This is a genomic window from uncultured Duncaniella sp., assembly GCF_910577345.1.
Classification (GTDB): domain Bacteria; phylum Bacteroidota; class Bacteroidia; order Bacteroidales; family Muribaculaceae; genus Duncaniella.
Map to the genome: position 1 here is coordinate 1 of NZ_CAJTMT010000043.1, position 22450 is coordinate 22450.

Below are 22450 nucleotides of genomic sequence, written 5' to 3' on the forward strand. Positions count from 1 at the left end.
GGACATCTTCGATGCCCGTCGCTATGGGTCTACCGATAACCCACACACCTTCGCGACAATGCAATTACGCCCTGTGGGCTTCATTGCATTGTCGCTCGATGCGGGGCTACCACCGCACCGCTGCTTCGCAGCTTTCCGGCTGCCTTCCGGCAAGGTGATGATGCATTGTTGCCACGCAGCTTATGCCATAATATATTGCATTATCGCACCTTTTTTGAAAAATGAGGTTCTAACTTTGCGTCAAAAAAGCAAAGCTAAAACCTCACACAAACATGAAAAACTTAGAGTATGTTTTCTTACAAAATATTAGAATCTATTTCTTACAAAATCTTAGAATCTATTTAGTTGACAAGCTCTGAGGAAGAGAAGACGGTGAAATAGTGACCGCCCCAACGTGGAGTTCCGTCAGTTGTGGAGTAGATATAATATTTTCCGGTCTTCTCGGAGTAAAGAATTTCGGGGTCGGCGTGAAAACCGGGAAGTATGGGATTTCTACGTTTGCCAAGCGCGGAGTCCACGGAAGGATACGTACGGAAAAGATGAATCCGGTCGAGAACGACACCATACGTCAATGCTACAAACTGAAGTGTGTGGGCTTGGCCGTCGTTTGGAATGGTGAATTTCCGGATGGCTTGGTTTCTCAATACGTTCATCTTCCATTCCTCACTCCGTCCACGGGTTCGGTAGCTGACATTCGTGGCAATCGGTTTTCCATCAATCATAATGGAAAATGCAAGGTTCTCGCCATCCACGGGATGAACCGGAAGAAGGCGCACATCAATCGTCAACGAGTCACTGCCACCGACAGCGGGAAGATTGAACTCTATAGTCTCATTCCTGCCGATTGCGGCCGCTCCACCGTCGTAACCGAGATTCTCGCAGTGGGTGAAGTACCCTTTTCCGTCAACGCCATTGAACACGGCAACCGGTCGCTGCGGTTCGGCCATCGGCAGTGAATCTGTCGAATGCGGCACTCGTCCGAATGTCGGCAACTTTCGTGGAGCCATATCCATTATGCCCTTCCATTTCCCATTGTTATGGATACCGTTGTTGTAGATTTGTGTCAGAGAGGCGATGCTGTCGTATGCCTCATCGCTCTTCTCCCACCCGCAAATTCCGTGACGTGCCATCTGCGCGTCGATGAACTTTCTGTTCATCTGTGCGGCTGCCTGGACGGGATATTTGACAAGCTGGAAATAGGCATCCTCCCTATCTTCGGGTATCATCCTGGAGATGGTCTCGACTTTGTCGGAGAGCTGACGGTAGAGTTCTTTCCGTCCACGGATTGAGTCAAGTCCCCAGGAATTATCGCGGACGGTATTGAAATATGCCTTTCGAGCCTCCTCAGTGCGTGTGTTGGCCATGAATTCAGGCTTTGAGACGTAGGCCAGACGGTAGTGCTCGTTCATGGCGGGAAGCAGTTCCTCGGCAGCTTCGGCCCCGAATTCACGCGCGAGGAAAGCGGAGAGATGCTTCTCCGGTCCATCGGCTTTAACGCGGTCAATATCCCACGCCATATCCATGAATAGCTCAATCTGATATTCCGCCGGTTTTATGTCACCGACATTCAGCATCCAAATCTTCCGGATTCCAAGGTCGTAGGCAAGACTCATCTGCTGATAGAGGAGATAGGGGCTGAATGTCCCAAGCCACAGATAGTCGTGCGGACGTCCCCAGTAGGAAATGTGATAATAGATACCGTTGCCTCCCTTGCGCCGACGCTCAGCCTCGGTCGGGAAATGACGGATGTAGCCATAGTTGTCGTCACACCACATCAAGGTCACGTCCTCCGGGACTTCAAGACCTGCGTTGTAGATGTCAAGCACCTCCTTGTAGGGAATGAACACCTGCGGGATTTCTGTCACATCCGGGTTGACATAGCGACTGAGCATATTGCGTTGGTCGTCAAACACACGGGCAAGCACACTCTTCCTCTCTCGGGTAGTCTTCGCGCCCTTCATCGCACCGTCATGCACTCCGCGCATACCGAGGGTGTAGAGTATCTCCTGCCCGGCAACGTCGCGGACTCTGTCTTCCCAGAATTGACGGACCGCAGCGTTGTTGTTGACATAGTCATATTCTCCGACGCCCCTGCGCGACCACTCACCGGCTGCATTGCAGGCCATCGGTTCGCAGTGCGAGCCGCCTATGTAGATTCCATGCTTTTTCGCTGCCTCTCTGTTGCCTTCCGTGAGGAAGAAAGGCAGGGAACACTCATGCATCGCGGGCCAATAAGTGTTGGCGCGCAGACGCAGCATAAGTTCGAAAATCCGGCTGTTGGTTTTAGGTCCTATCTGCCCTTTCGGCCCTCCGGGCTCATAGTTGTTCCCGCTCCAGGGCATCAGTCCCCAGTCCTCGTCGTTGATGAATATCCCACGGTATTCAACCGACGGTGACTGACTGTCGCTGTATCCGGCCGGAAGGGTAAACACGTCCGTTTTCCGTGGAGTCACGTCAGCCCACCATTCCCACGGCGACACGCCCAACAGTCTGCTGAGCTGCATCACGCCGTAGGCTGTACCGTGACTGTCGCTGCCCGCAATGAGCAAGCGTCCGTCGGGAAGCACCTTCAGAGAAAAAGCCTCTCGCTTCCCTTCCAATGAGTCCAGAAGCGCATCAATTCCTTTGATTTTGGTACGCAACCCATCGGCTGTCCCGACCACAATCTTCCCTTTCCCCGCATCGCGATGAGGACTTATGCCAATCACGGCTTCCATGTCCCGGCCAAGCAATTCAAGCGCAGAACCGACCACGGGAGCAGCCTCACCTATCTGTTCGATTTTCAGTTTTTCACCTCTTTTGAGCTGAAACGCTTTCTCCTTGCCTTGCATTGGGAGCAGGGCCGACATAAAAAGTATGGTAATCAGGAAACAGTGGAGTTTCATCATCTTCAGTTACTGATTGAGTGTTTCAAGAAATTCTATCTCGACTATGCGAAGTTCCTTTTTGGTCTTGCCATCCCGTTTGGCTTTAACCACATCGAGCTCTCCGGCCTTCGACTCGGCAACCTCGACAATCTGGCCAAAGGCATCGCTTTCGGTTGCGCTACCTTTCAGTCTGACGGTATAGGTGTCGGCCATGACCGGTTTTTCGATATTCAGATGGACATAACCGAGACTGCGATCTGTGTTTCCGCTCCAGACGAGCGTGTCGCCTGCATAGATTTCAAGTGGATAGGAGCGCTGTCGCCAACCGGTCAACTTCACGCATATATCATCTATCGCCGCACGGCGCTCAAGGGTATAGGTAATCCATCCGGTCGACAGACGGCCATCGTTGCGCCATTCGCTGAGTTCATTGTCATCATAACTTGCCGTGACCTTATCCTCATTGCATCCGGCCTTTGCGCTGACCACCCTGACGTCAACTTTCGAATCGGCGTATGATGGACCTTCGGGTGTCTCTCCACGGTCAAGTCTGGAACTGAGAGCTGCAGCGGGGATGAATTCAGTCAATCCGTCTGTAACCTCGACCGGCTTCGTGTCAAAACTGATTTCCTGAGTTTCAAATCCGCGAGCGGAGGCGGTGAGAGTGACATGTCCTGCCTCCGGCATCGTGCGGAGCATCACGCGGTTTACTCCGGCCTCAACCGGAAGCGATTTTGCGAATGCAAAATTATCCTTCCCTTGGGCAATTCCTCCGCGCCATTCCATCGGACCGGTGAGTTTGAAATCAATGGTGTCATTGGCGAGAGGACAACGCCGACCCTGGGCATCGACAACCTCGACCTGCACGAGCACTATGTCCGCGCCGTCGGCATATACGCCTGCGGGCCCTGTCATTTTTGTAAGTTTCAACGCCTTGGTCTCTCCGACAGTCTCGATGGTTGAGAGCGTGCGCTGCTTGCCATCCATGTCATAACCTATAGCCTCTATCCTGCCGGGCTGATATGGGATGGAATCAAATGTGAAGAGGAAACGATAGTCCTGACGACCCGGGCCGTAGCTCTTGCCGTTGACCTTAAGCTCGACCGAGTCGCACGACGATACGACATAGACCGGCTTAACCGTCCCCTCCGGATAGTTCCAGTGACCGACGATATGAGTGGCGTAATTTTCCGGGTCAACCCATGCATCCCACATCACCTTGTGGGCATAGAAACCGTCTTTCGGAATACGCATCGGGTCTACGACACCGCTCAGACGGAAGTTTTCTGCACTACGGCCATGTGTCTGCGTGTCGGAGAAAATGATTTTCGCCCCTCCGGAGTTCACACGCCGTCCTGTTCCGGGACGCTCTCGCCAGAAGTCATACCAACGGCGGACAAACTCGACCGTCAGCATGTCCTGATTCTGATTATATGCCGTCGCATCCTGTCCCTTGTGGAGTGGCCCGTCGCCGTGACGGTGGTAAGGATAGCTCCAGTTGTCCCAATATTTACGCAGTCCTTCGTCACGGCAATACTCCGTCTGCACCATCGGACTGTGTTCGCTCTTGTTGACATAGAGCATCTCCCCGCCATATTCCGACTCGCGGATGTCGAGCATCTCGCGCGAACCGATCGCACGGCCGCCGTAAGGGTCATACATGTCGCGGATTTCGCGCATCTCAAGTATGTGGTCACGGCTGATGGATTCATTTCCGCTCTCCCAGAAAATCACACTCGGATTGTTGCGGTAATAGATGATTGCATCGCGCATCAGATCCTTGCGCTGTTCCCACCGTCTGTCATTGACATCTTTCTCCGAATCTCCGGCAGGGAGCATCTGCATCAGCCCGACGCGATCACAGGATTCAACATCCTGCCTCCACGGTGAGACGTGCATCCACCTTACGAAATTGCCGTTGCCTTCGACCACAAGCGCATTGGAGTAGTCGCTCACCCACGGAGCCACTGACATTCCGACACCGGGCCATTCGTTGCTCGAACGCTGCGCGTAGCCTTTCATCTGAAGGACGCGGTCGTTCAGCCATATCTTTCCTTCGCCGAAGCGGGTCTTGCGGAAACCGGTAGTCGTGGTGACCTCATCCGTCTCCTTGCCGTCAATGACAAGCGAAGTCTTCACCTTGTAGAGATAGCCGTAGCCCCAGCTCCAGAAATGTATACCTGAAAGTGGGGCCGAAGCCTTCAGAATCGCACTCTCGCCTGGAGCAATTGTCACAGGTGTTCCGGAGAAGGAAGCGACCTCTTTGTTGTCGTTGTCAAAAATCCTTACATTATATCCGACAGTCACACTCTTGCGTCCGTCATTCTTCACCTCCGACTCTGCATGGATGTCGGCGGTGCGGCTTTTCACATTTATGTCGGTGGCATAGATATATGTTCCTGTAGTTCCAAGATTGCTGTATAGCGGCAGTGTCTGATAGACCGGATCGGTGATATGCAGCCAAGTGTTCTTGGGGATGCCACCGTAGTTGGCGTTGAAATTGCGGTCGTTCCACTGAAAACGGCTGTCGGTCGAGCGCTCACGGTAATCCCAGTCATTGTCCGTGCGCACTGCAACCACATTTTCCTTGCCGTAGCGGATGTATGGAGTGATGTCGAATCCGACAGCCATAACACCATTTTCATGCAGACCGATGTGCTGACCGTTGACATAGAAATCAGCGCCCTGCCTCACACCTTCAAATTCAAGAAACACCTTCTTCCCTTTGGCCGACGCGGGCACTTTGAAATGCTTGCGATACCATGCGACAGTGTCGGTCAGTTGCGCGATTCCAACTTTGTATGCCTCATCCTCATTGAATGCGTGTGGCAGACTCACTTTTTCCCAGTCTCCGTCATTCCACGAGTTTTTTTCAGCTCCGCTCTCATCCCCGACTTTCAAAAGCCATCCGGGATTGAAATTATAGGTATCCCGCGCAAGCAGGGGCTCAGTCATGAGCAAAGGCATGGCACCACACAGCAGCATACGAAGGATTTTATTTCTGATAGTCATAAGCGCTTGGTTGAATGTAATCATGGCAAACGAATGAGCATACCGGCGGTCAAGCCATAGCTATAAGCCATGAGATACTCATCTTATATTCCACGCAAATTTAGTTAATTATAAGTCATGCACAAAATCCGGCTGTGATTCACACGATAAAAAAGTTAAAGACATACTGTGGTCCGTTAAAATTTATTGACAAGCGCATTTGTGGCGAATTTATAAATTTAGTACCTTTGTTTCACCTTTTTGTAAATTTACCATGATGAATAGATTTCTTGCAATACTTGGCCTTTCTTGTGCTTTTTGGTTCACTTGTCAGGCAGACAGCCGTGAAGTGGAAAATATAAATTTCGGTTGGCGTTTCTCTCCCGGTGAGATTGAAGCAGCCACTACCTCCGATTTTGACGACAGCAGATGGCAGACAGTCAACCTGCCTCACGATTTCCAGATAGCCCAGCCCTGGGTCGCACCGTCGGCCGATGAGAAAGCGGACAAAAGCAATTCTGTGGCCAATGTCAGCTCGCGTCTCAGTTCACGCGGATTCAAGGAGATGGGCACCGGATGGTATCGCCGTCAGCTCGTCGCTGACCCTTCGTGGAAAGGCAAACGTGTCCTCCTCGACTTCGGAGGCATAATGCTCAACGGCGATGTCTATTTCAACGGCAAACCTGTCGGTGGAACCGACTATGGTTACCTCGGTTTTGAAATTGATGTGACACCGCTTCTCAATTTTGACGAACCGAATATCATAGCTGTCAGAGCCGACACAGGCAAACCGGAAAATTCACGCTGGTACACCGGAGGAGGTCTCTACCGTGATGTCAATGTGGTTGTGACTGACCCCGACATGTATTTCACCCGTCATCCACTCTACGTCACCACCCCGGTCGTGGGTACCGACAAGGCAAGTGTGAAACTTCAGGCTGAAATTGCGGCATTGCGTCACAAGGGCAAAACTCTGACAGTCAACGCCAAAATTTCTGATGCAGACGGAGTCAAGGTCTATGAACGCACCATCGAACTGCCATTCAGACGCAAACAAAAGGTAAACGAATACACCCTCGACAGCCTCACGATTGACAATCCCCGCCTCTGGGATTGCGAGAACCCGCATCTCTACACCATAGAACTCTCACTCCTCTCTCCCGAGGGCAAGGAGCTTGACAATGTCAAGGAGCAATTCGGCATACGCTCAATTGAATATTCACCAGAATTCGGACTGAAACTCAACGGCAAGAAGACTCTCCTCAAAGGTATTGCCAACCACCACACACTCGGCGCGCTCGGTGCGGCAGCCTATCCCGCTGCAATCGAGAAGCGCATCAAAATGCTCAAGGATTTTGGATTCAACCACATCCGCACATCCCACAATCCCTACAGCAAGGAATTCATGGAACTCTGTGACCGCTACGGCATTCTTGTTGTGGACGAACTGTATGACAAATGGCTCACCCAATATGCAGGTGGCCGCAAGGACTGGATGCAGCAATGGCCAAAGGATGTACCCGAATGGGTGAAACGTGACCGCAACCACCCCTCTGTAGTGATGTGGAGCCTCGGCAACGAATTGCAGCTTCTCTGGAATCTCCCCTACGCCGACTGGGGCGTGACACCTTATAAAATGCAGAAAGTGCTTCTCGACCGCTACGACACCACCCGTCCGGTGACAGTGGCCATGCACCCGCGCGGACGCGATCTGTCGACCGATTCCCTCCCCGCCCCCCTCGTACTTGAAACCGACATCGCCGCCTACAATTACCGCTACATGTACTTCCCCGGCGACGGCCGTCGTTTCCCTTGGATGATGTTCTACCAGAGCGAGGCCAACACCTCCGGCATGGGTCCGAACTTCTACGAAATGAACCTCGACAAAGTCATCGGTCTTGCCTACTGGGGCATGATTGACTATCTCGGTGAGTCACACGGCTGGCCGGCCAAGGGTTGGACTGAGGGCATTTTTGACATTTCCCTCGAACCCAAACCTATCGCATGGTTCCTGCGCAGCATCTTCAAACCGGAAGAACCCATCGTGCATATCGGCATCATCGACAGCGACGACAACACCGTGTGGAACGACGTTAAGGTCGGAACCAAACGCATGTCGGAGCACTGGAACCGCAAACCCGGAAGCACCGCCGACCTCTACACCTATACAAACGGCGACGAGGTCGAACTTCTTCTCAACGGAAAGAGCCTCGGAAAGAAACGCAACGAGGTTGACAATCCCAAAAACCGTAACCGCATCCTTTGGGAAAACATTCCTTACAAAGCAGGTGCGCTCGAAGCCGTGGCCTACCGCGACGGCAAGAAAATCGCTACCCACCGCATCGAGACAGCCGGGAAAGTCGCCAAGCTCCGTGCCGAAGGCGACAATCAGTCATGGAAAGCCGATGGCATGGACCTCCAGCATGTCAAAATCGAGGCACTCGACAGCAAGTCGCGCATTGTCCCCGGAACCGATACAAAACTGACATTCAAAGTTGAAGGTCCGGCTGAAATCGTCGGTGTCATCAACGGCAACCTCTCAAGCGACGAAATGATGACCGGAAACACCCGCAGCCTCTACAACGGCCGTGCCTCCGTCATTCTCCGCTCCACAGAGGAAGCCGGACCTGTCACTCTGACAATCACCCCCGAAAACGGCAAGGAAATCAGATACAGGATGAACACAATATGATTTGCAGTCCGTGATGACCATTCCCCTTCCAACCTCACGACAAACGATCCATATACCGAATATGAAACTTGCAGGATTTCTAATCTCCACGCTCACCCTCTTCGCCCCGATGGCGCTCTGCGGACAGAGCAAGGTTGCTTCCCCGATGGAGGATGTCAACAAAGTTGTCGACAATACCCTCGACAGCCTTAACAAAGCGCGCACAGTGCGCCCCATAGCAGGCTCGACGAGAGTCGGCAACAATCCCGTCCTATTCCTTGTCGGCAATTCGACAATGCGCACAGGCACTCTCGGCAACGGCCAGAACGGCCAGTGGGGCTGGGGCTACTTCATGCCGGATTATTTCGACAAGAGTAAAATCACAGTCGAGAACCATGCGCTCGGCGGAATGAGCAGCCGCACCTTCTACAATAAACTCTGGAAAGATGTCGTCGACGGCATCCGTCCGGGCGACTGGGTCATCATCGAACTCGGCCATAACGACAACGGCCCCTACGACAGCGGACGTGCACGCGCATCAATCCCCGGCATCGGCAAGGACAGCCTCAACGTGACCATCAAGGAAACCGGAGAGAAAGAGACAGTCTACACCTACGGAGAATATATGCGTCGCTACATCAACGACGTGCGCCCCAAGGGTGGCAATCCCATCCTCTTCTCGCTCACCCCGCGCTGTGCCTGGGATGACAAGGACAGCACAAAAGTGACACGCGTCAACAACACCTTCGGACTTTGGGCCAAGCAGGTGGCCGAGGAGGAGAATGTCCCGTTCGTAGACCTCAACGACATCACCGCAAGCAAATTCGAGCGTTTCGGCAAGGACAAGGTGAAAACCATGTTCTATCTCGACCGCATCCACACCTCTGAATTTGGAGCGAAAGTCAACGCCCAATCAGCCGTGGAGGGTTTGATGACACTTGAAAATGTACCGTTGAAAGATTGGCTTATCCCCACTGTCCCCGACACAAAGACCGGAGCCTCACGCAAACCGGGACGACCGGTCCTCTTCACTATCGGCGACAGCACTGTAAAAAACGAGGATAAGGACGACGATTCAATGTGGGGTTGGGGAAGCGTCATTGCTGAACTCTTCGACACCACACGAATCTCGGTCGAGAACCATGCGATGGCAGGCCGCAGTGCCCGCACATTCCTTGACGAAGGCCGCTGGGACAAGGTCTACAACGCCCTCCAACCGGGCGATTTCGTGTTGATACAATTCGGCCATAACGACGGAGGTGACATCAACAAAGGTAAGGCCCGTGGCGAACTCCACGGGGCAGGCCCCGAAAGCAAGGTATTCAAAATGGAGGCTACCGGCAAGAATCAGGTGGTCTACACCTACGGATGGTATCTGCGCAAATTCATCATGGATGCAAAGGAAAAAGGAGCCATACCCATCATTGTCAGCCACACTCCGCGCAACAAGTGGGCCGACGGCAAAATCGAGAGCAACAAGGGCAGTTTCGGACTTTGGGCACGTCAGGCAGCAAAACAAGGCAAGGCATACTTCGTCGACCTCAACACAATCAGCGGTAAAAAGCTCCAGTCGCTCGGTGAAGGCAACACCTCCGCCTATTTCAAGAAAGACCACACCCATTCCTCGAAAGCGGGTGCGCGAATCAACGCAGCGGGTATAGCCGAAGGCATCATGAACACCGATTGCGCACTGAAAGACTATCTCAAGCCCTCAGTCTACAACTATAAAATGCAGGGCATGGGTGCATATAACGACTTCAACGGCTATGGCTACGACTTCGGCACCGCACCCGCAAAAGATGGTTCCAAACCCTTCTTCTTCTCCGTGCGTGTTCCCGACGGTAACTATAAAGTGACACTCAAACTTGGCGATAAAAAGCGTAAGGCCATCACCACTGTCCGTGCCGAGAGCCGCCGACTGATGCTCGACCGTGTGGCCACCCGCAAGGGGGAACTGAGCGAACGCACATTCATTGTCCACAAACGCACTCCGGCCATCAATCTGCGCGATTCAGTGAAAATCAATCCGCGCGAGGTCGGCACACCGACATGGGACGACAAACTCACGCTTGAATTCACCGGGGATGCTCCTGCAGTCGATGCCATCAGCATCGAACCCGTGACGGAGGCCGACGGCATAACCACTGTCTACCTCTGCGGCAACAGTACGGTGGTCGATAACTGCAAGGAGCCCTGGGCAAGCTGGGGACAGATTATTCCCGCTTATTTCGATGACAAAATCGCCATTGCCAACAATGCCGAAAGCGGTGAACGCACAAGTTCCTTCCTCGCCAAACGCCGTTTTGACAAGGTCATGGCAATGGCCAAACCCGGCGACTGGGTCATCATGGAATTCGGACATAACGATGAGAAAGACCGTGGAGCAGGTAAAGGCGCATGGTACAACTACAGCACAAATCTCAAACTCTTCATCGACCGTGCCCGTGCAAAAGGCCTGAAACCGATTCTCGTCACCCCTACCGCACGACGTTTCTTCAACCCCGACGGCAAACTCAAGGACACCCACGGTGAATATCCCATTGCGATGCGCGCGGTGGCTGAAAGAGAGAATGTTCCCCTCATCGACCTCACCGTCATGACCACAACTCTCTTCGAAAGCCTTGGCGTGGAGGAGTCGAAGAAAGCTCTTGTCCACTATCCGGCAGGAACATTCCCCGGACAGAATGAAGAACTTGCCGACAATACTCACTTCAACCCCTACGGTGCGACCCAGGTTGCAAAATGTATCGTCGAGGGACTCCGCAAAGTCGCCCCAGAACTTGCTGAGCACATCACTCTGACCGAGAGCTACAGCCCGGCCAATCCGGATGATCCCGAAACTTTCGTCTGGCCTCTCGCCCCGTTCTATGACAATGAGAAACCTTACGGAAACTGATAGGACAGTCCTATCAGTTTCCGTAAGAGAAACATCCGGCAACCGACCCGCAAAACAGAACAATCAGATGAAAAGACTTTTTCGCCCCGTACTTACGGCATTATGCTTGACAGTAATCGCAGAAGTGTCGACCGCACAAAATCTTGAACGCGGTGACTATGGCTTCCTGTATTGCCACATGAGCGGACGCGGCGAGTGGACCGCATACGCACTGAGCCGCGACGGTCTCAACTATCACGACATCATCAACGGTGACTCCATCTTCAGTCCGGCAGAAAAAGCCCTCATTGAAGGTGGCACACGCGATGCCTACATCACCCGCAAGCATGACGGTTCAGGCTATCTGATGGTCACGACCGACATGTGTGTGCGCAAGAGCAAGATATGGCATAATTACGGTATAAACCTGCTGACAAGTCCCGACCTCATCAACTGGGAATCCGTAACCTTTGATTTCCGCAAAGGTGCCCCCATTTTCTCCGACCCTGAAAGTCCGGATACCTACACAGACTACAGTTCCATTCTCCGCGTGTGGGCACCACAGATTTTCTGGAATCCCGACTATCAATGGCCCGACAGGAGGAAAGGTGGCTATATGATATACTACTCTCTCTGGAATCCGGACGCAGGTGAGGAGTATGACCGCATGTATTACTCCTACGCAGATGAATCCTTCACTACTTTGACCAAACCCCGATTGCTATTCGACTGGGGCTATGCCACAATCGACGCAGACATCAACTATCTTGAAAGCGACGGCCTCTACCATCTGATGATAAAGAAGGAGGGAGGAAAACCGGGACTTTTCACGTCAACCGCACCGACACTTCACGGCCCGTGGAGCTTGCCGGTGGATGATGACTATGTGGATTTCGAGGGTAAGAAAAAATGTGAGGGTGTGTCAGCTTTCAGGATTCCCGGCGAGAAAGGCTGGAGAATTGGCTATATCGAATACTCATCCAATCCCAAGCACTACAGAATATGTCAGGCAGACGAGTATCTCCGCAATTTCCACTCGCCGGTCGACATCCAAGGCGTGGAAGCACCCCAACATGGCTCCTTCATGCGTATCACCAAAGAGGAATATGACCGCATAGAAGCCCTGAATAAAACACCCTGATACGAAAAGTGTACACTGCTCCGCGGGAAGATGACCGACTGCTGGAAAGGTACATAAAGACAGAAGGTCAGAAGAAACAAAAGATTTTTTTTGAGGATTTTCTAATCTATAGAAGTAGATTATCTTTATAGAATGTAGATTATCGCAATATCTATAATAGCGAAAACTTATTCTAGATTTACAGCTAAAATTTACAGCTAATAAATCAATCCCGAAAAAATCTTTTGTTTCTTCTGACCTTCTGTCTTTATGTACCCTTCCTACAGCGCAATAGAGCATTTTGTATCTGAAGGATATTAGGGGCGTATTTACTTCTTTTGGGTGGGATAGCCTGCGGCGGTCACTGTTTCGATTACAGTTTCCGGCGCGACATCGCCCTCAACCACTGCCGTTCCAGATGCGAGATCGACATTTACAGCCGTCACTCCTGGGAGAGCGCGGATAGCTGCATCCACTCGGCCCGAACAATGTGTGCAGGCCATACCTTCAATTTTAAATTCCTGTTTCATAGTTGCGTTTGTTTTTATAGTTGTTGTTTCTTCAACCGGTTTTGTGTCCACCGGTATTATTTTTTCATCTGAGATATTCACGTCGGATTCATTTTTCGTGAGAACCGACTGTCCATTCACAGCATCTGTTCTGTCAGCAAAACTCTTGCGTTTCAGCAACAGACTGTTAGTGACAACACTGACACTGCTGAACGCCATAGCCGCACCTGCAATCATCGGATTCAGCAAGAAACCGCAGAACGGATAGAGCACACCCGCTGCAACCGGCACACCGATGACATTATATATGAAAGCCCAGAAAAGATTCTGACGGATTGTCCTCACCGTGGCCCGCGAAAGCCGTATAGCAAGCGGTATCTTTGTCAATTCAGCGGAGATGATTGTCATCTTGGCAACGTCAATGGCAATGTCGCTGCCGGTGCCCATTGCGATGCTCAGGTCAGCCACTGCAAGGGCTGCACTGTCGTTGATACCGTCGCCGACCATAGCCACCTTGCGTCCCTCTTTACGAAGTTTCTCGACAAAAGCAGACTTATCCTGAGGCAACACCTCGGCTATGCAGTGACGGATTCCGGCTTTCCTCGCCACCGCCTCGGCTGTAGAGCGATTGTCGCCTGTGAGCATATAGACTTCAATGCCCATCTTCTCCAGTTCGGCGACAGCCCGGGCAGAAGTAGGTTTTATCGGGTCGGAAATACCAATCAAGGAAATCACGCCATCCGCATCGGCAAACCATACGACGGAATTGGCATCGGCCGTCAGTTTCGCCTCCCGCTCACGGACCACGGGGGAAATCTCCACTCCGTTTTCCTCCATGAAACGACGGTTTCCGGCATAATAAACCACCCCACCGACATGGGCCTTGACACCACGGCCTGTCACACTTTCGAAATCCGAGAGTTCAACACCAGCCGAAGCCTCATCCTTAAAGCGTGAAACTATAGCCTGCGCCAACGGATGTTCAGACCTTTGCTCCAATGCCGAAAGTATGGCATCGGCTTCCGGAAGCGTCCTTACGCGAACAACATTCTCCACCACAGGCCGACCGGCTGTGACCGTTCCGGTCTTGTCGAGCACCACAGCATCAATCTTCGGAGCGGTTTCCAATGCCTCGGCGTCCTTTATGAGAATTCCAAGCTCGGCACCCTTCCCTATTCCGACCATTATGGCTGTCGGGGTTGCAAGTCCGAGAGCGCATGGACAGGCAATGATGAGAACCGTCACCGCAGCCAAAAGTCCATGGGAAAATCCTCCGTTGCCGTCGGCAATCATCCAGACGACAAACGAAATTAGCGCTATGGACATAATGACAGGGACAAAGATGGCGGCAACCTTGTCGACAAGTTGCTGGACGGGAGCCTTGCTGCCCTGGGCATCCTGCACCATGCGGATGATTTTGGCAAGCAAAGTATCTCCTCCAACCTTCTCAGCCTTATAGTGGAAAGAGCCTGTACCGTTTATTGTACCTGCATAGACCTTCTCTCCGGGACGCTTTTCAACCGGGATAGGTTCGCCGCTTAGCATCGACTCATCCACAAAAGAACTGCCATCTGTCACCAAACCGTCAACAGCAATCCTTTCGCCCGGACGCACCACCACAGTGTCGCCGATTCGGATACGGTCAATCGGATAGACTGTCGTTGAGCCATCGGGCAGGAGTATCATCACTGTCTTAGGCTGCAAACCCATCAGTTTCTTTATGGCTGACGAAGTGTTGCCCTTAGCTTTGCTTTCGAGAGTACGGCCAAGGAGAATAAAGGCAATGATGACGGCGGAAGCCTCGAAATAGACATGGGGATGAATGCCTTTCGACATCCAGTAGTCGGGAAAAAGCATGTTTGCCACACTGAACAGCCATGCGATACCCGTACTCAGAGCCACGAGCGTATCCATATTCGCAGAGCGATGGCGGAGTTGCTTCCCCGCACCGATGAAGAACTGCCGGCCAAGCCAAAAGACCACAGGGGTGGAAAACAGAAACATTATGAGGTTGGCGTAGGGCATATTCATGAAAAACATACCTATCACGACCACCGGCAGCGACAATATGACAGCCCAGATGGTCCTCGACTTCAGCGCACGGTATTTACGGGCCTGTTCGGCATCAAGCGAATCCACCGATTCATCAAGCAAAAGGTCATAACCGGCATCGCGGACAACCTGTTGCAGCACCTCGGGTGAACATGATTCACCATCATAATCCACATTAACAGTAGAAGTAGCGAAATTCACCCCCGCGGCGTTTACCCCCGGACAAGAATTGAGAACTTTCTCAACCCTTGCCGCGCAGGAGGCGCACGTCATCCCCGTCACGGGAAAATTCTTCTTTATATTTTTATCCATAAATTCAGACTGTATCTATTTGAAATTCTTATAGAGGATGCGCAATGAGTTGAGCACCGCAAGCAGGGCCACACCCACATCAGCAAATACCGCACCCCAGAGGGACGCATAGCCAAGTGCTCCGGCAACCAGCACTATACCCTTTACACCGATGGCTCCTATAATGTTCTCGCGGACCACGGCGCGTGTAGTCCGTGCGATGACAATTGCCGTGGCTACCTTTGAAGGTTGGTCTGTCTGTATGACAACATCGGCACTCTCCACTGCCGCATCCGAACCGAGGCCGCCCATAGCAATACCGACATCGCTCAGTGCAAGGACAGGAGCATCGTTCATGCCGTCGCCAACAAAGGCGACTTTCCTTCCTTCATTCTTTATCAATGCCTCGATGCGTCCGGCTTTGTCCTCAGGGAGAAGTCCACCTAAAGCCTTGTCGATGCCGAGTTTGGCGGCATAGTCGGCCACAACCTCTTTCTTGTCCCCCGACAAGAGATGAATCTCATTGATTCCGAGTCCTTTCAGCCGCTCTATGGCATCCGGAGAATCCGACTTTATGGTATCGGCAAGGAAAAGCGCTCCGCTATATTTATTGTTGACGGCGCAGACAACGAGAGTGGCGGAAGTGGCTGCCAGATTATCCGGGAATCCGATACCCCTGTCCTGCAACAACCGGAGATTACCCACAAGAATGTCCTTGCCGTCAATGACCGCCTCGACACCTCTGCCGGAAATCTCTTTCATGGAGGTCACAGAAATTTCCTCCGCTCCGTGGCTGAGAGCGTAAGCCACAACTGCTTTTGCAATCGGATGGGTGCTTCGGCTTTCAACTGAAAGCACAATGTCAAGCAGCTCTCTTTCCGTCAGGCCGGAGAGTTCAATGCCGGTGACATCGAAACGTCCGGTGGTAAGAGTGCCGGTTTTGTCAAATGCGACGGTATCAACGGAAGTGAGTGCATCAAGGTAGTTGCCACCCTTGAAGAGGATGCCTGCACGAGATGCGGCACCGATTCCGGCGAAATAACCAAGCGGCACACTCACAACGAGCGCACAGGGACACGAGATGACAAGGAACACAAGTCCACGGTAAAGCCAATCGGAGAACACATAGTGGAACGATGGCGAGAACGCGCCGACAAGAGCCGGAACAGCCACGATGAGAACCGCAAGCAGCATGACAATCGGAGTGTAGACACGGGCGAAGCGACGGATAAACATTTCTGTCGGAGCCTTGCGCGATGATGCATCCTTCACAAGAGCAAGGATGCGCGAAAGGGCACTCTCTCCGTAAGGCCGGTTGACCTTAACCTTGACGGGAGTGCCTGCGGCTATCATGCCAGCAAGGACTTCCCCACCTCGGACTATTGTCCGAGGCATACTCTCTCCGGTCAATGCCGAGGTATCGAACATTGCTTCGCCATCAAGGAGTTCGCCGTCGAGCGGGACGCGTTCGCCGGGTTTGACTTCTATTGTCTCACCTATAGCCACTTCCTTCGGCGACATTTCAACCGAAGAACCATCCGGTTGCAACACCGAGGCACGTTCGGGACGCACGTCGAGGAGTTTTTCAATATTGCGTGTGGCACGGTCAACAGCCTTGTGTTGGAGAATCTCTCCGACAGTGTAGAAGAGCATCACGGCCACAGCTTCAGGATACTCCCCGATGCAGAACGCACCGATGCTTGCTACAATCATCAACGTGAATTCGCTGAATACATCCTTCCGCAGCGCGGCTTCCCAACCCTCTTTAATCACAGGCAATCCTACAGGGAGGAAGGCAAGGACAAACCAAAGCAAATTGACCACCGGCTGCGTGAACCAGGCCGCCTGCAAGTGATTCAATACTATTCCGGCAATCAGAAGCACGAACGAGACCGCCGGCCACACGAAAGGTGATTTCTTTCCGGCTCCGGAATGGCAATGACCACCGCAGCAGCAACAGCCGGATGATTCGGTTTTGGCAACTGAACCATCCTTCCCTTCCGAACTTTTGCAACAGTCACCGTCCGCGTGACAGCAACTGCCATTGACTCCGTTGCTTCCGTCATGCTTGCAATCACAGGAGCAGGAGGTGTCCGTCAGGTCAATTTTTATCTTTTCAGATGAGTGTGAGTTATATTTCATACGTCATGGTTTTCTGTTTCTCTATGCAAAGATAACAGAAAACATTTGCAACCTGATTGCAAACTTGACTCATTGTTTGTTTTTGCAACTGTCGCATATACCCTTTACCACATAGTTGACCGAACGCGGAATGAAACCGGAGGGGAGGTCGACTGACGGAATATGCAGGTCCTCGAAGCAATATGTCTTCCCGCAGACCTCACAATGGAAATGGACATGCATATCGTCGATTGAACAGTCATCATCGTTGCCACACATCTCATATTTCAACGACCCGCTTCCGTCCTCGATTGAATGGAGCAGATGATGTTCGAGAAAGAGAGTGAGTGTCCGGAAGATGCTCGATCTGTCCAGCGTAGGCAGTCTGTCCTCAAGGTCTGAAAGGCTGACAGGCCCCTGCATCTCCGATAGAGTCCGGAAGACGGTTATGCGGTTGGCAGTCGGTTTGACACCCTTTTTCTGAAGACGGCTTTCAATTACCGTGGTTTCCATGATGAAGTCAAGTCATTTGGGGTTATGAAAAAAGAACAGACAGGCTGTCGGGGTTGCCGGGCCTGTCTGCTTTGATTTTATCATTATATCGAGCTTATTCGGCATACTCAATCTTACCGACAAGCTTGCGCGAAAGTCCGGGATTTTCCGAAGTGCGCACCGAGGGCTGGTGGAGATCCTTGGGGAAATAGAGGAAGAAGCGGTCGGCACCGGCGGGGACGTATGACGCGGGCGCATCAAGACGGTAGAAAGTGCGGTCCTTCACGGGATCATATTCCATGGTGGGTGTCACCTTGTCGGCATCGGCAAGTCCATAAAGCTCATCACCTACGAAAGTGTACTGGAGGTCGATGAACTTACGGTGATTCTCAGTTCTTGTCTCTTCGATTGATTTCGGAGTATATGCTTCTGGGACGTTGATCCACAGACGACCCTTCTCAAGTTCAATCTTGCCGGGTTCGAGTGTCATGGGGTCAGTCTCGGCAAGGAATTTGAAGAGCTTGTCCCAAAGGGGTTTGTTACGACGATATTGGGTGGCAAATTCCACAGCATCGACAGTGGCGTCGACATTGACATTCCATCCGTTGGCCCATTCGCGGCTCTCAACCCACTCGCGCGCCTCGGCAGGAGTGATTACAGATTCTGTTGACATGGTTCTTGTGATTTATGGGAGTTGAAACAATATACTGCAAAAGTAATCAAATGCCCCGAATAAAGCAAATCGGAAGCGTTTGTCAAGAAAGAAATGCCTGATGATGAATACTGAATATTTCACTGAAATTCATAAGGCACATTTAGAAGGTGTTTAAAAACAAAAAGAGTAACCCTAAATGATTTCGCGTTTTTTCAGCAACATAGCAAAATCCTCAGCAGTAGCAGGGACATTATCAATATCACCAAAATTTGAATGTTCTTTATCTTTCTGCGTACCTATGACCCATGCGTTATTAAAGGATTTTTCCAAAGTATACACAGCATAAGCCACACCGTTCGGCACAAAGGCAACATAAAGGCATAGCGGTACCTCTGTCGGTTCAGGAAATTTCCACACATATATAATACGTTCATCGACCGTCACAGGTGTCACAGATATGTCACTGTCCTTGAATGGCGATTTCACCCGATTGTAGGCAGCCAATGTGGTATTTACAACCTCAGGGGTCGAAAGTATTTTATCACCGTCGGCAATTGAGGTCACACTGGCCACTACAGGCAGATAATTGAAGAAATAAGTATATTTTCTCATTTCTTCAAACTCCTTGCATATCACCGAAATCATTGTCCTTGCATTTTCGCGGGATGCTTCGTCATAATTGGGGTCATCAACTATTTTGCTGTATAATTCCAACGCTTTCTCTTCATTCCCATTTTCGAAATAAAGATATGCGATGTTTCCCGCAATTATACCATCACCCGGACATGCTTCATCGGCCTTGATGAAATATTCGAGAGCTTTGTCAATCTCATTGTTATTGTAACGTATCGAGCCGAGGATATTCAGAACCCGGCAGTCGTTGGGAAATATTTCGGAGATTCTTGAAGCAAGCGAGTCAGCCATTGCCATGTCGCATCCCTCCTCATCAGAGAGCATCATGGACAGGTAATCAAAAGCACCTGCATTAACAATGATTTCGGCAGAGTCCTTCAACGCAACGCCATCAGTCCAAGTCCATGCAAATCCGGTTTCTTCCGACCTGTCCAGCACAGCGTTGACTATCTCCGCTACTTCTTTCCATCGATTTCTTTCGGATTCGGCTTTGGCCATCCCCCATCTCATATCCAGACGTTCGGGCCACCTTCTTACAGAGTTACCTATTACATTTATGGCTTCATTATAAAGGCTATCGTTCCATTCGATGTGTTCACCGATTATTCCTGCAGGGTGTCCCAAGGAATCGGAGAACACAAGATGGTCACCCCTATAATCGGTACCATTGTTTACCGATAACATTGAGTTTCGGGATGAATTGAACAATAGATTGAATCTGGCAACTTGAACTTCAGGATCATCCGGTGATTCCGCAGTCCATAGTGCAAGTACGCTGTCAGCCGCATTATAATTATTTTCAGCTATCAGCGTGAAAAACTCCGAACGATAATCATTAGCGACCATCGTTATCCCACAGGCAAGCATAATAGTACCCGCGAACATAAATATAAACTTCCTCATCTCAATAAATTTAGTTTGGTTCGTTTCTGCAAGTTACGAATATTTCGTATCATTACAAAATAATTTATTTTGAAAACAGTGGAAGCCTGAGACGGGGCGGTTTGGGTCCGGGGTTTGCGGTTTAGAGAATTTATTAGTACCTTTGAGCGAAAATCTGACCGAAAAATATTCACTTTTGATTATTCAATTACTAATCATAAACGCAAGAATCTAACAACACCATGAGATTTCTTACAGCTATGCTCGGACTGTGTCTGAGCTCGACAGTGGCTTTGGCCGCAGGTGAAAAATCCTCCTACAGCCACCTCTACGAAGGGCTTCCCTTTGAAATGCCCGTCATCGACAAACCCACATTCCCTGACCGCGAGGTATCACTGACCGATTTCGGTGCGGTAGCCGACGGCAAGACTCTCAACACCGAAGCTTTCGCAAAAGCCATCGACGCCCTCGCTTCGAAAGGTGGCGGCACTCTCAATGTGCCCGCAGGCATCTGGCTGACCGGTCCCATCACCTTCAAATCAAACATCAATCTCCATCTCGACGGCGGTGCGCTCATCCTCTTCTCGCCCGATACAGACCTCTACCCTGTTGTCTACACCGTCTATGAGGGCTACGAAGCCTACCGCGCCATCTCTCCCCTCAACGGAGAGAATCTTGAAAACATCGCAATCACCGGCGACGGTGTGATCGACGGCAACGGCGGCGCATGGCGACAGGTGAAGCGCGACAAGATGACTGCCGGACAATGGAAACGCCTCGTGGCTTCCGGAGGTATCGTGAAGAACGACAACACCTGGTATCCCTCCGAAAACTATATCGAAGGCGAGAAGGTGCGCGACAATCTCAAGAACCTTACCAAAGAGGAAGCATCGGCCATCAAACATTTCATCCGTCCCGTGATGCTTAAGTTCGTGAAGTGTAAGAATGTCTATCTCCAGGGCGTCCTCTTCCAGAACTCACCGGCATGGAACCTCCATCCGCTCATGTGCGAGAACCTCATCATCGACGATGTCTACATCAAGAACCCCGAATATGCCCAGAACGGCGACGGCCTTGACGTTGAATCATGCAAGAACGTGATTATCTACCGCTCAACCCTCGATGTCGGCGACGATGCTATCTGTATCAAGTCCGGCAAGGATGAGGATGGCCGCAAGCGCGGAATCCCGACCGAGAATGTAATCGTGAAGGACTGCCGTGTGTTCCAGGGCCACGGTGGTTTCGTGGTCGGCAGCGAAATGTCGGGCGGTGTCAACAATGTATCGGTCACCGACTGCCAGTTCATCGGTACGGATGTCGGTCTCCGTTTCAAGAGCACACGCGGACGCGGCGGTGTGGTCGAGAACATCTATATCGACAACATCAACATGCTCAACATCAGCGGTGAAGGCCTTCTCTTCGACCTCTACTATTGGGTGAAGAACGCTCCCAAGACAATCCCGCCGGTCGACGAGACTACTCCCCAGTTCCGCAACATCACCATCAACAACGTAGCCTCGTTCAACTCCGGAATGTCGGTCAAGTTCAACGGCCTCCCCGAAATGCACATCGAAAACGTGAAACTGACCAATTCAATCTTCACAGCGACCAACGGCGGTCTGCTTTCAGAGTCAACCGGAATCAAGTTTGACAACGTCAGCATCACTTCGACCAAGGGTCCGGCCCTGACCATCAACAATGTCATCGACGCACGACTCACCAACTGCACATTCAACTCTCCGGACGCCGACAAAATCGTCTACACCGGCGAAAACAAGGATGTAATAATAGATTAGCATTAAACTATAATAATATATGAATAATTACAATAAATTATTTACTATATTATCTGCCGTCATTATCTTCTTTATTACTTCTTGTAATAAAGAAGATAATGAACCGTTTCAAGATAATCCTGAACCACAAATTGAATATTATGTAAAATATGAATTTAAATTTGGTTCTTACAGGAATTTAGCAAGAGTAGCCCATGTTTCGGTAACCACTGAAAGCGGCAGTAAATCATTTGATTTAAAGCCAAGTAATGACTGGTGGGAAGGTACATTTGGACCATTTAAACAATGTAAAAATTTAATATTACAAGGAACTGCAGATGGATCTTATCCTAACCTTCACATGCAGGGACGAATTTCTATTAGTACCGGTGGACCTTTCGTTCTTAAAGCACAAGGCGATGAGTATACTAAATCACTCCAAATAAAATATAATACTACTTCATTTGATTTAAAATAGATTAATTTAAGCCTAAAAAGGTCTGACCACTAGTGGTC

13 protein-coding genes and 1 pseudogene are annotated in these 22450 nt (G+C 51.0%); 7 read left to right on the forward strand and 7 right to left on the reverse strand.

Translation table 11 applies throughout. The features are described 5' to 3' along the window. Window positions 1–310: hypothetical protein (locus QZ310_RS12765; protein WP_297073466.1), on the forward strand; the 310-nt coding region annotated here is incomplete at its 5' end. A gap of 31 nt (window positions 311–341) precedes the next feature. Here QZ310_RS12765 and QZ310_RS12770 read toward each other — a convergent pair. Then, on the reverse strand, window positions 342–2885 hold the full coding sequence (locus QZ310_RS12770) for a glycosyl hydrolase 115 family protein (protein WP_297073483.1): 2544 nt from the start codon (window positions 2883–2885) through the stop codon (window positions 342–344). Between the two features lie 9 nt (window positions 2886–2894). Continuing rightward, window positions 2895–5852, reverse strand: coding sequence for a DUF4982 domain-containing protein (locus QZ310_RS12775; RefSeq protein WP_297073485.1), 2958 nt, complete (start codon window positions 5850–5852; stop codon window positions 2895–2897). Window positions 5853–6132: 280 nt separating this feature from the next. Here QZ310_RS12775 and QZ310_RS12780 point away from each other — a divergent pair, with 280 nt between their 5' ends. From QZ310_RS12780 to QZ310_RS12795, 4 genes and pseudogenes are all read left to right on the forward strand, one after another. Beyond that, a complete protein-coding gene (locus tag QZ310_RS12780) occupies window positions 6133–8550 on the forward strand; it encodes a glycoside hydrolase family 2 TIM barrel-domain containing protein (RefSeq protein WP_366141986.1) in 2418 nt (805 codons plus the stop codon). Window positions 8551–8659: 109 nt separating this feature from the next. Next, window positions 8660–10237: pseudogene (locus QZ310_RS12785) on the forward strand (rhamnogalacturonan acetylesterase); the annotation flags it as partial. Window positions 10238–10450: 213 nt separating this feature from the next. Beyond that, window positions 10451–11425, forward strand: a complete 975-nt coding sequence (locus QZ310_RS12790; protein WP_297073488.1) for a rhamnogalacturonan acetylesterase — start codon at window positions 10451–10453, stop codon at window positions 11423–11425. A gap of 67 nt (window positions 11426–11492) precedes the next feature. Further along, on the forward strand, window positions 11493–12545 hold the full coding sequence (locus tag QZ310_RS12795; protein WP_297073467.1) for a glycoside hydrolase family 43 protein: 1053 nt from the start codon (window positions 11493–11495) through the stop codon (window positions 12543–12545). Window positions 12546–12853: 308 nt separating this feature from the next. Here QZ310_RS12795 and QZ310_RS12800 read toward each other — a convergent pair whose 3' ends face one another. From QZ310_RS12800 to QZ310_RS12820, 5 genes are all read right to left on the reverse strand, one after another. Continuing rightward, window positions 12854–15397 (reverse strand): heavy metal translocating P-type ATPase, encoded by a 2544-nt coding sequence (locus QZ310_RS12800; protein WP_297073469.1) that lies wholly within the window; start codon window positions 15395–15397, stop codon window positions 12854–12856. 15 nt (window positions 15398–15412) lie between these two features. Then, window positions 15413–17518 carry a heavy metal translocating P-type ATPase gene (locus QZ310_RS12805; RefSeq protein ID WP_297073471.1) on the reverse strand — a complete coding sequence of 702 codons (2106 nt, stop codon included), beginning with the start codon at window positions 17516–17518 and terminating at the stop codon, window positions 15413–15415. Window positions 17519–17587: 69 nt separating this feature from the next. Continuing rightward, the gene (locus tag QZ310_RS12810; RefSeq protein ID WP_297073473.1) at window positions 17588–18010 is read right to left on the reverse strand and encodes a Fur family transcriptional regulator; all 423 of its coding nucleotides are present in this window, start codon (window positions 18008–18010) and stop codon (window positions 17588–17590) included. A gap of 94 nt (window positions 18011–18104) precedes the next feature. Continuing rightward, complete coding sequence (locus QZ310_RS12815) at window positions 18105–18662, reverse strand: YhcH/YjgK/YiaL family protein (RefSeq protein WP_297073475.1); 558 nt, start codon at window positions 18660–18662, stop codon at window positions 18105–18107. Window positions 18663–18836: 174 nt separating this feature from the next. Further along, entirely contained in the window at window positions 18837–20180 is a 1344-nt protein-coding gene (locus QZ310_RS12820; protein WP_297073477.1) for a hypothetical protein, read from the reverse strand. Between the two features lie 221 nt (window positions 20181–20401). Here QZ310_RS12820 and QZ310_RS12825 point away from each other — a divergent pair, with 221 nt between their 5' ends. Next, a complete protein-coding gene (locus tag QZ310_RS12825; RefSeq protein WP_297073478.1) occupies window positions 20402–21955 on the forward strand; it encodes a glycoside hydrolase family 28 protein in 1554 nt (517 codons plus the stop codon). Window positions 21956–21974: 19 nt separating this feature from the next. Further along, window positions 21975–22412 (forward strand): hypothetical protein, encoded by a 438-nt coding sequence (locus QZ310_RS12830; protein ID WP_297073481.1) that lies wholly within the window; start codon window positions 21975–21977, stop codon window positions 22410–22412. Window positions 22413–22450 lie beyond the last annotated feature (38 nt).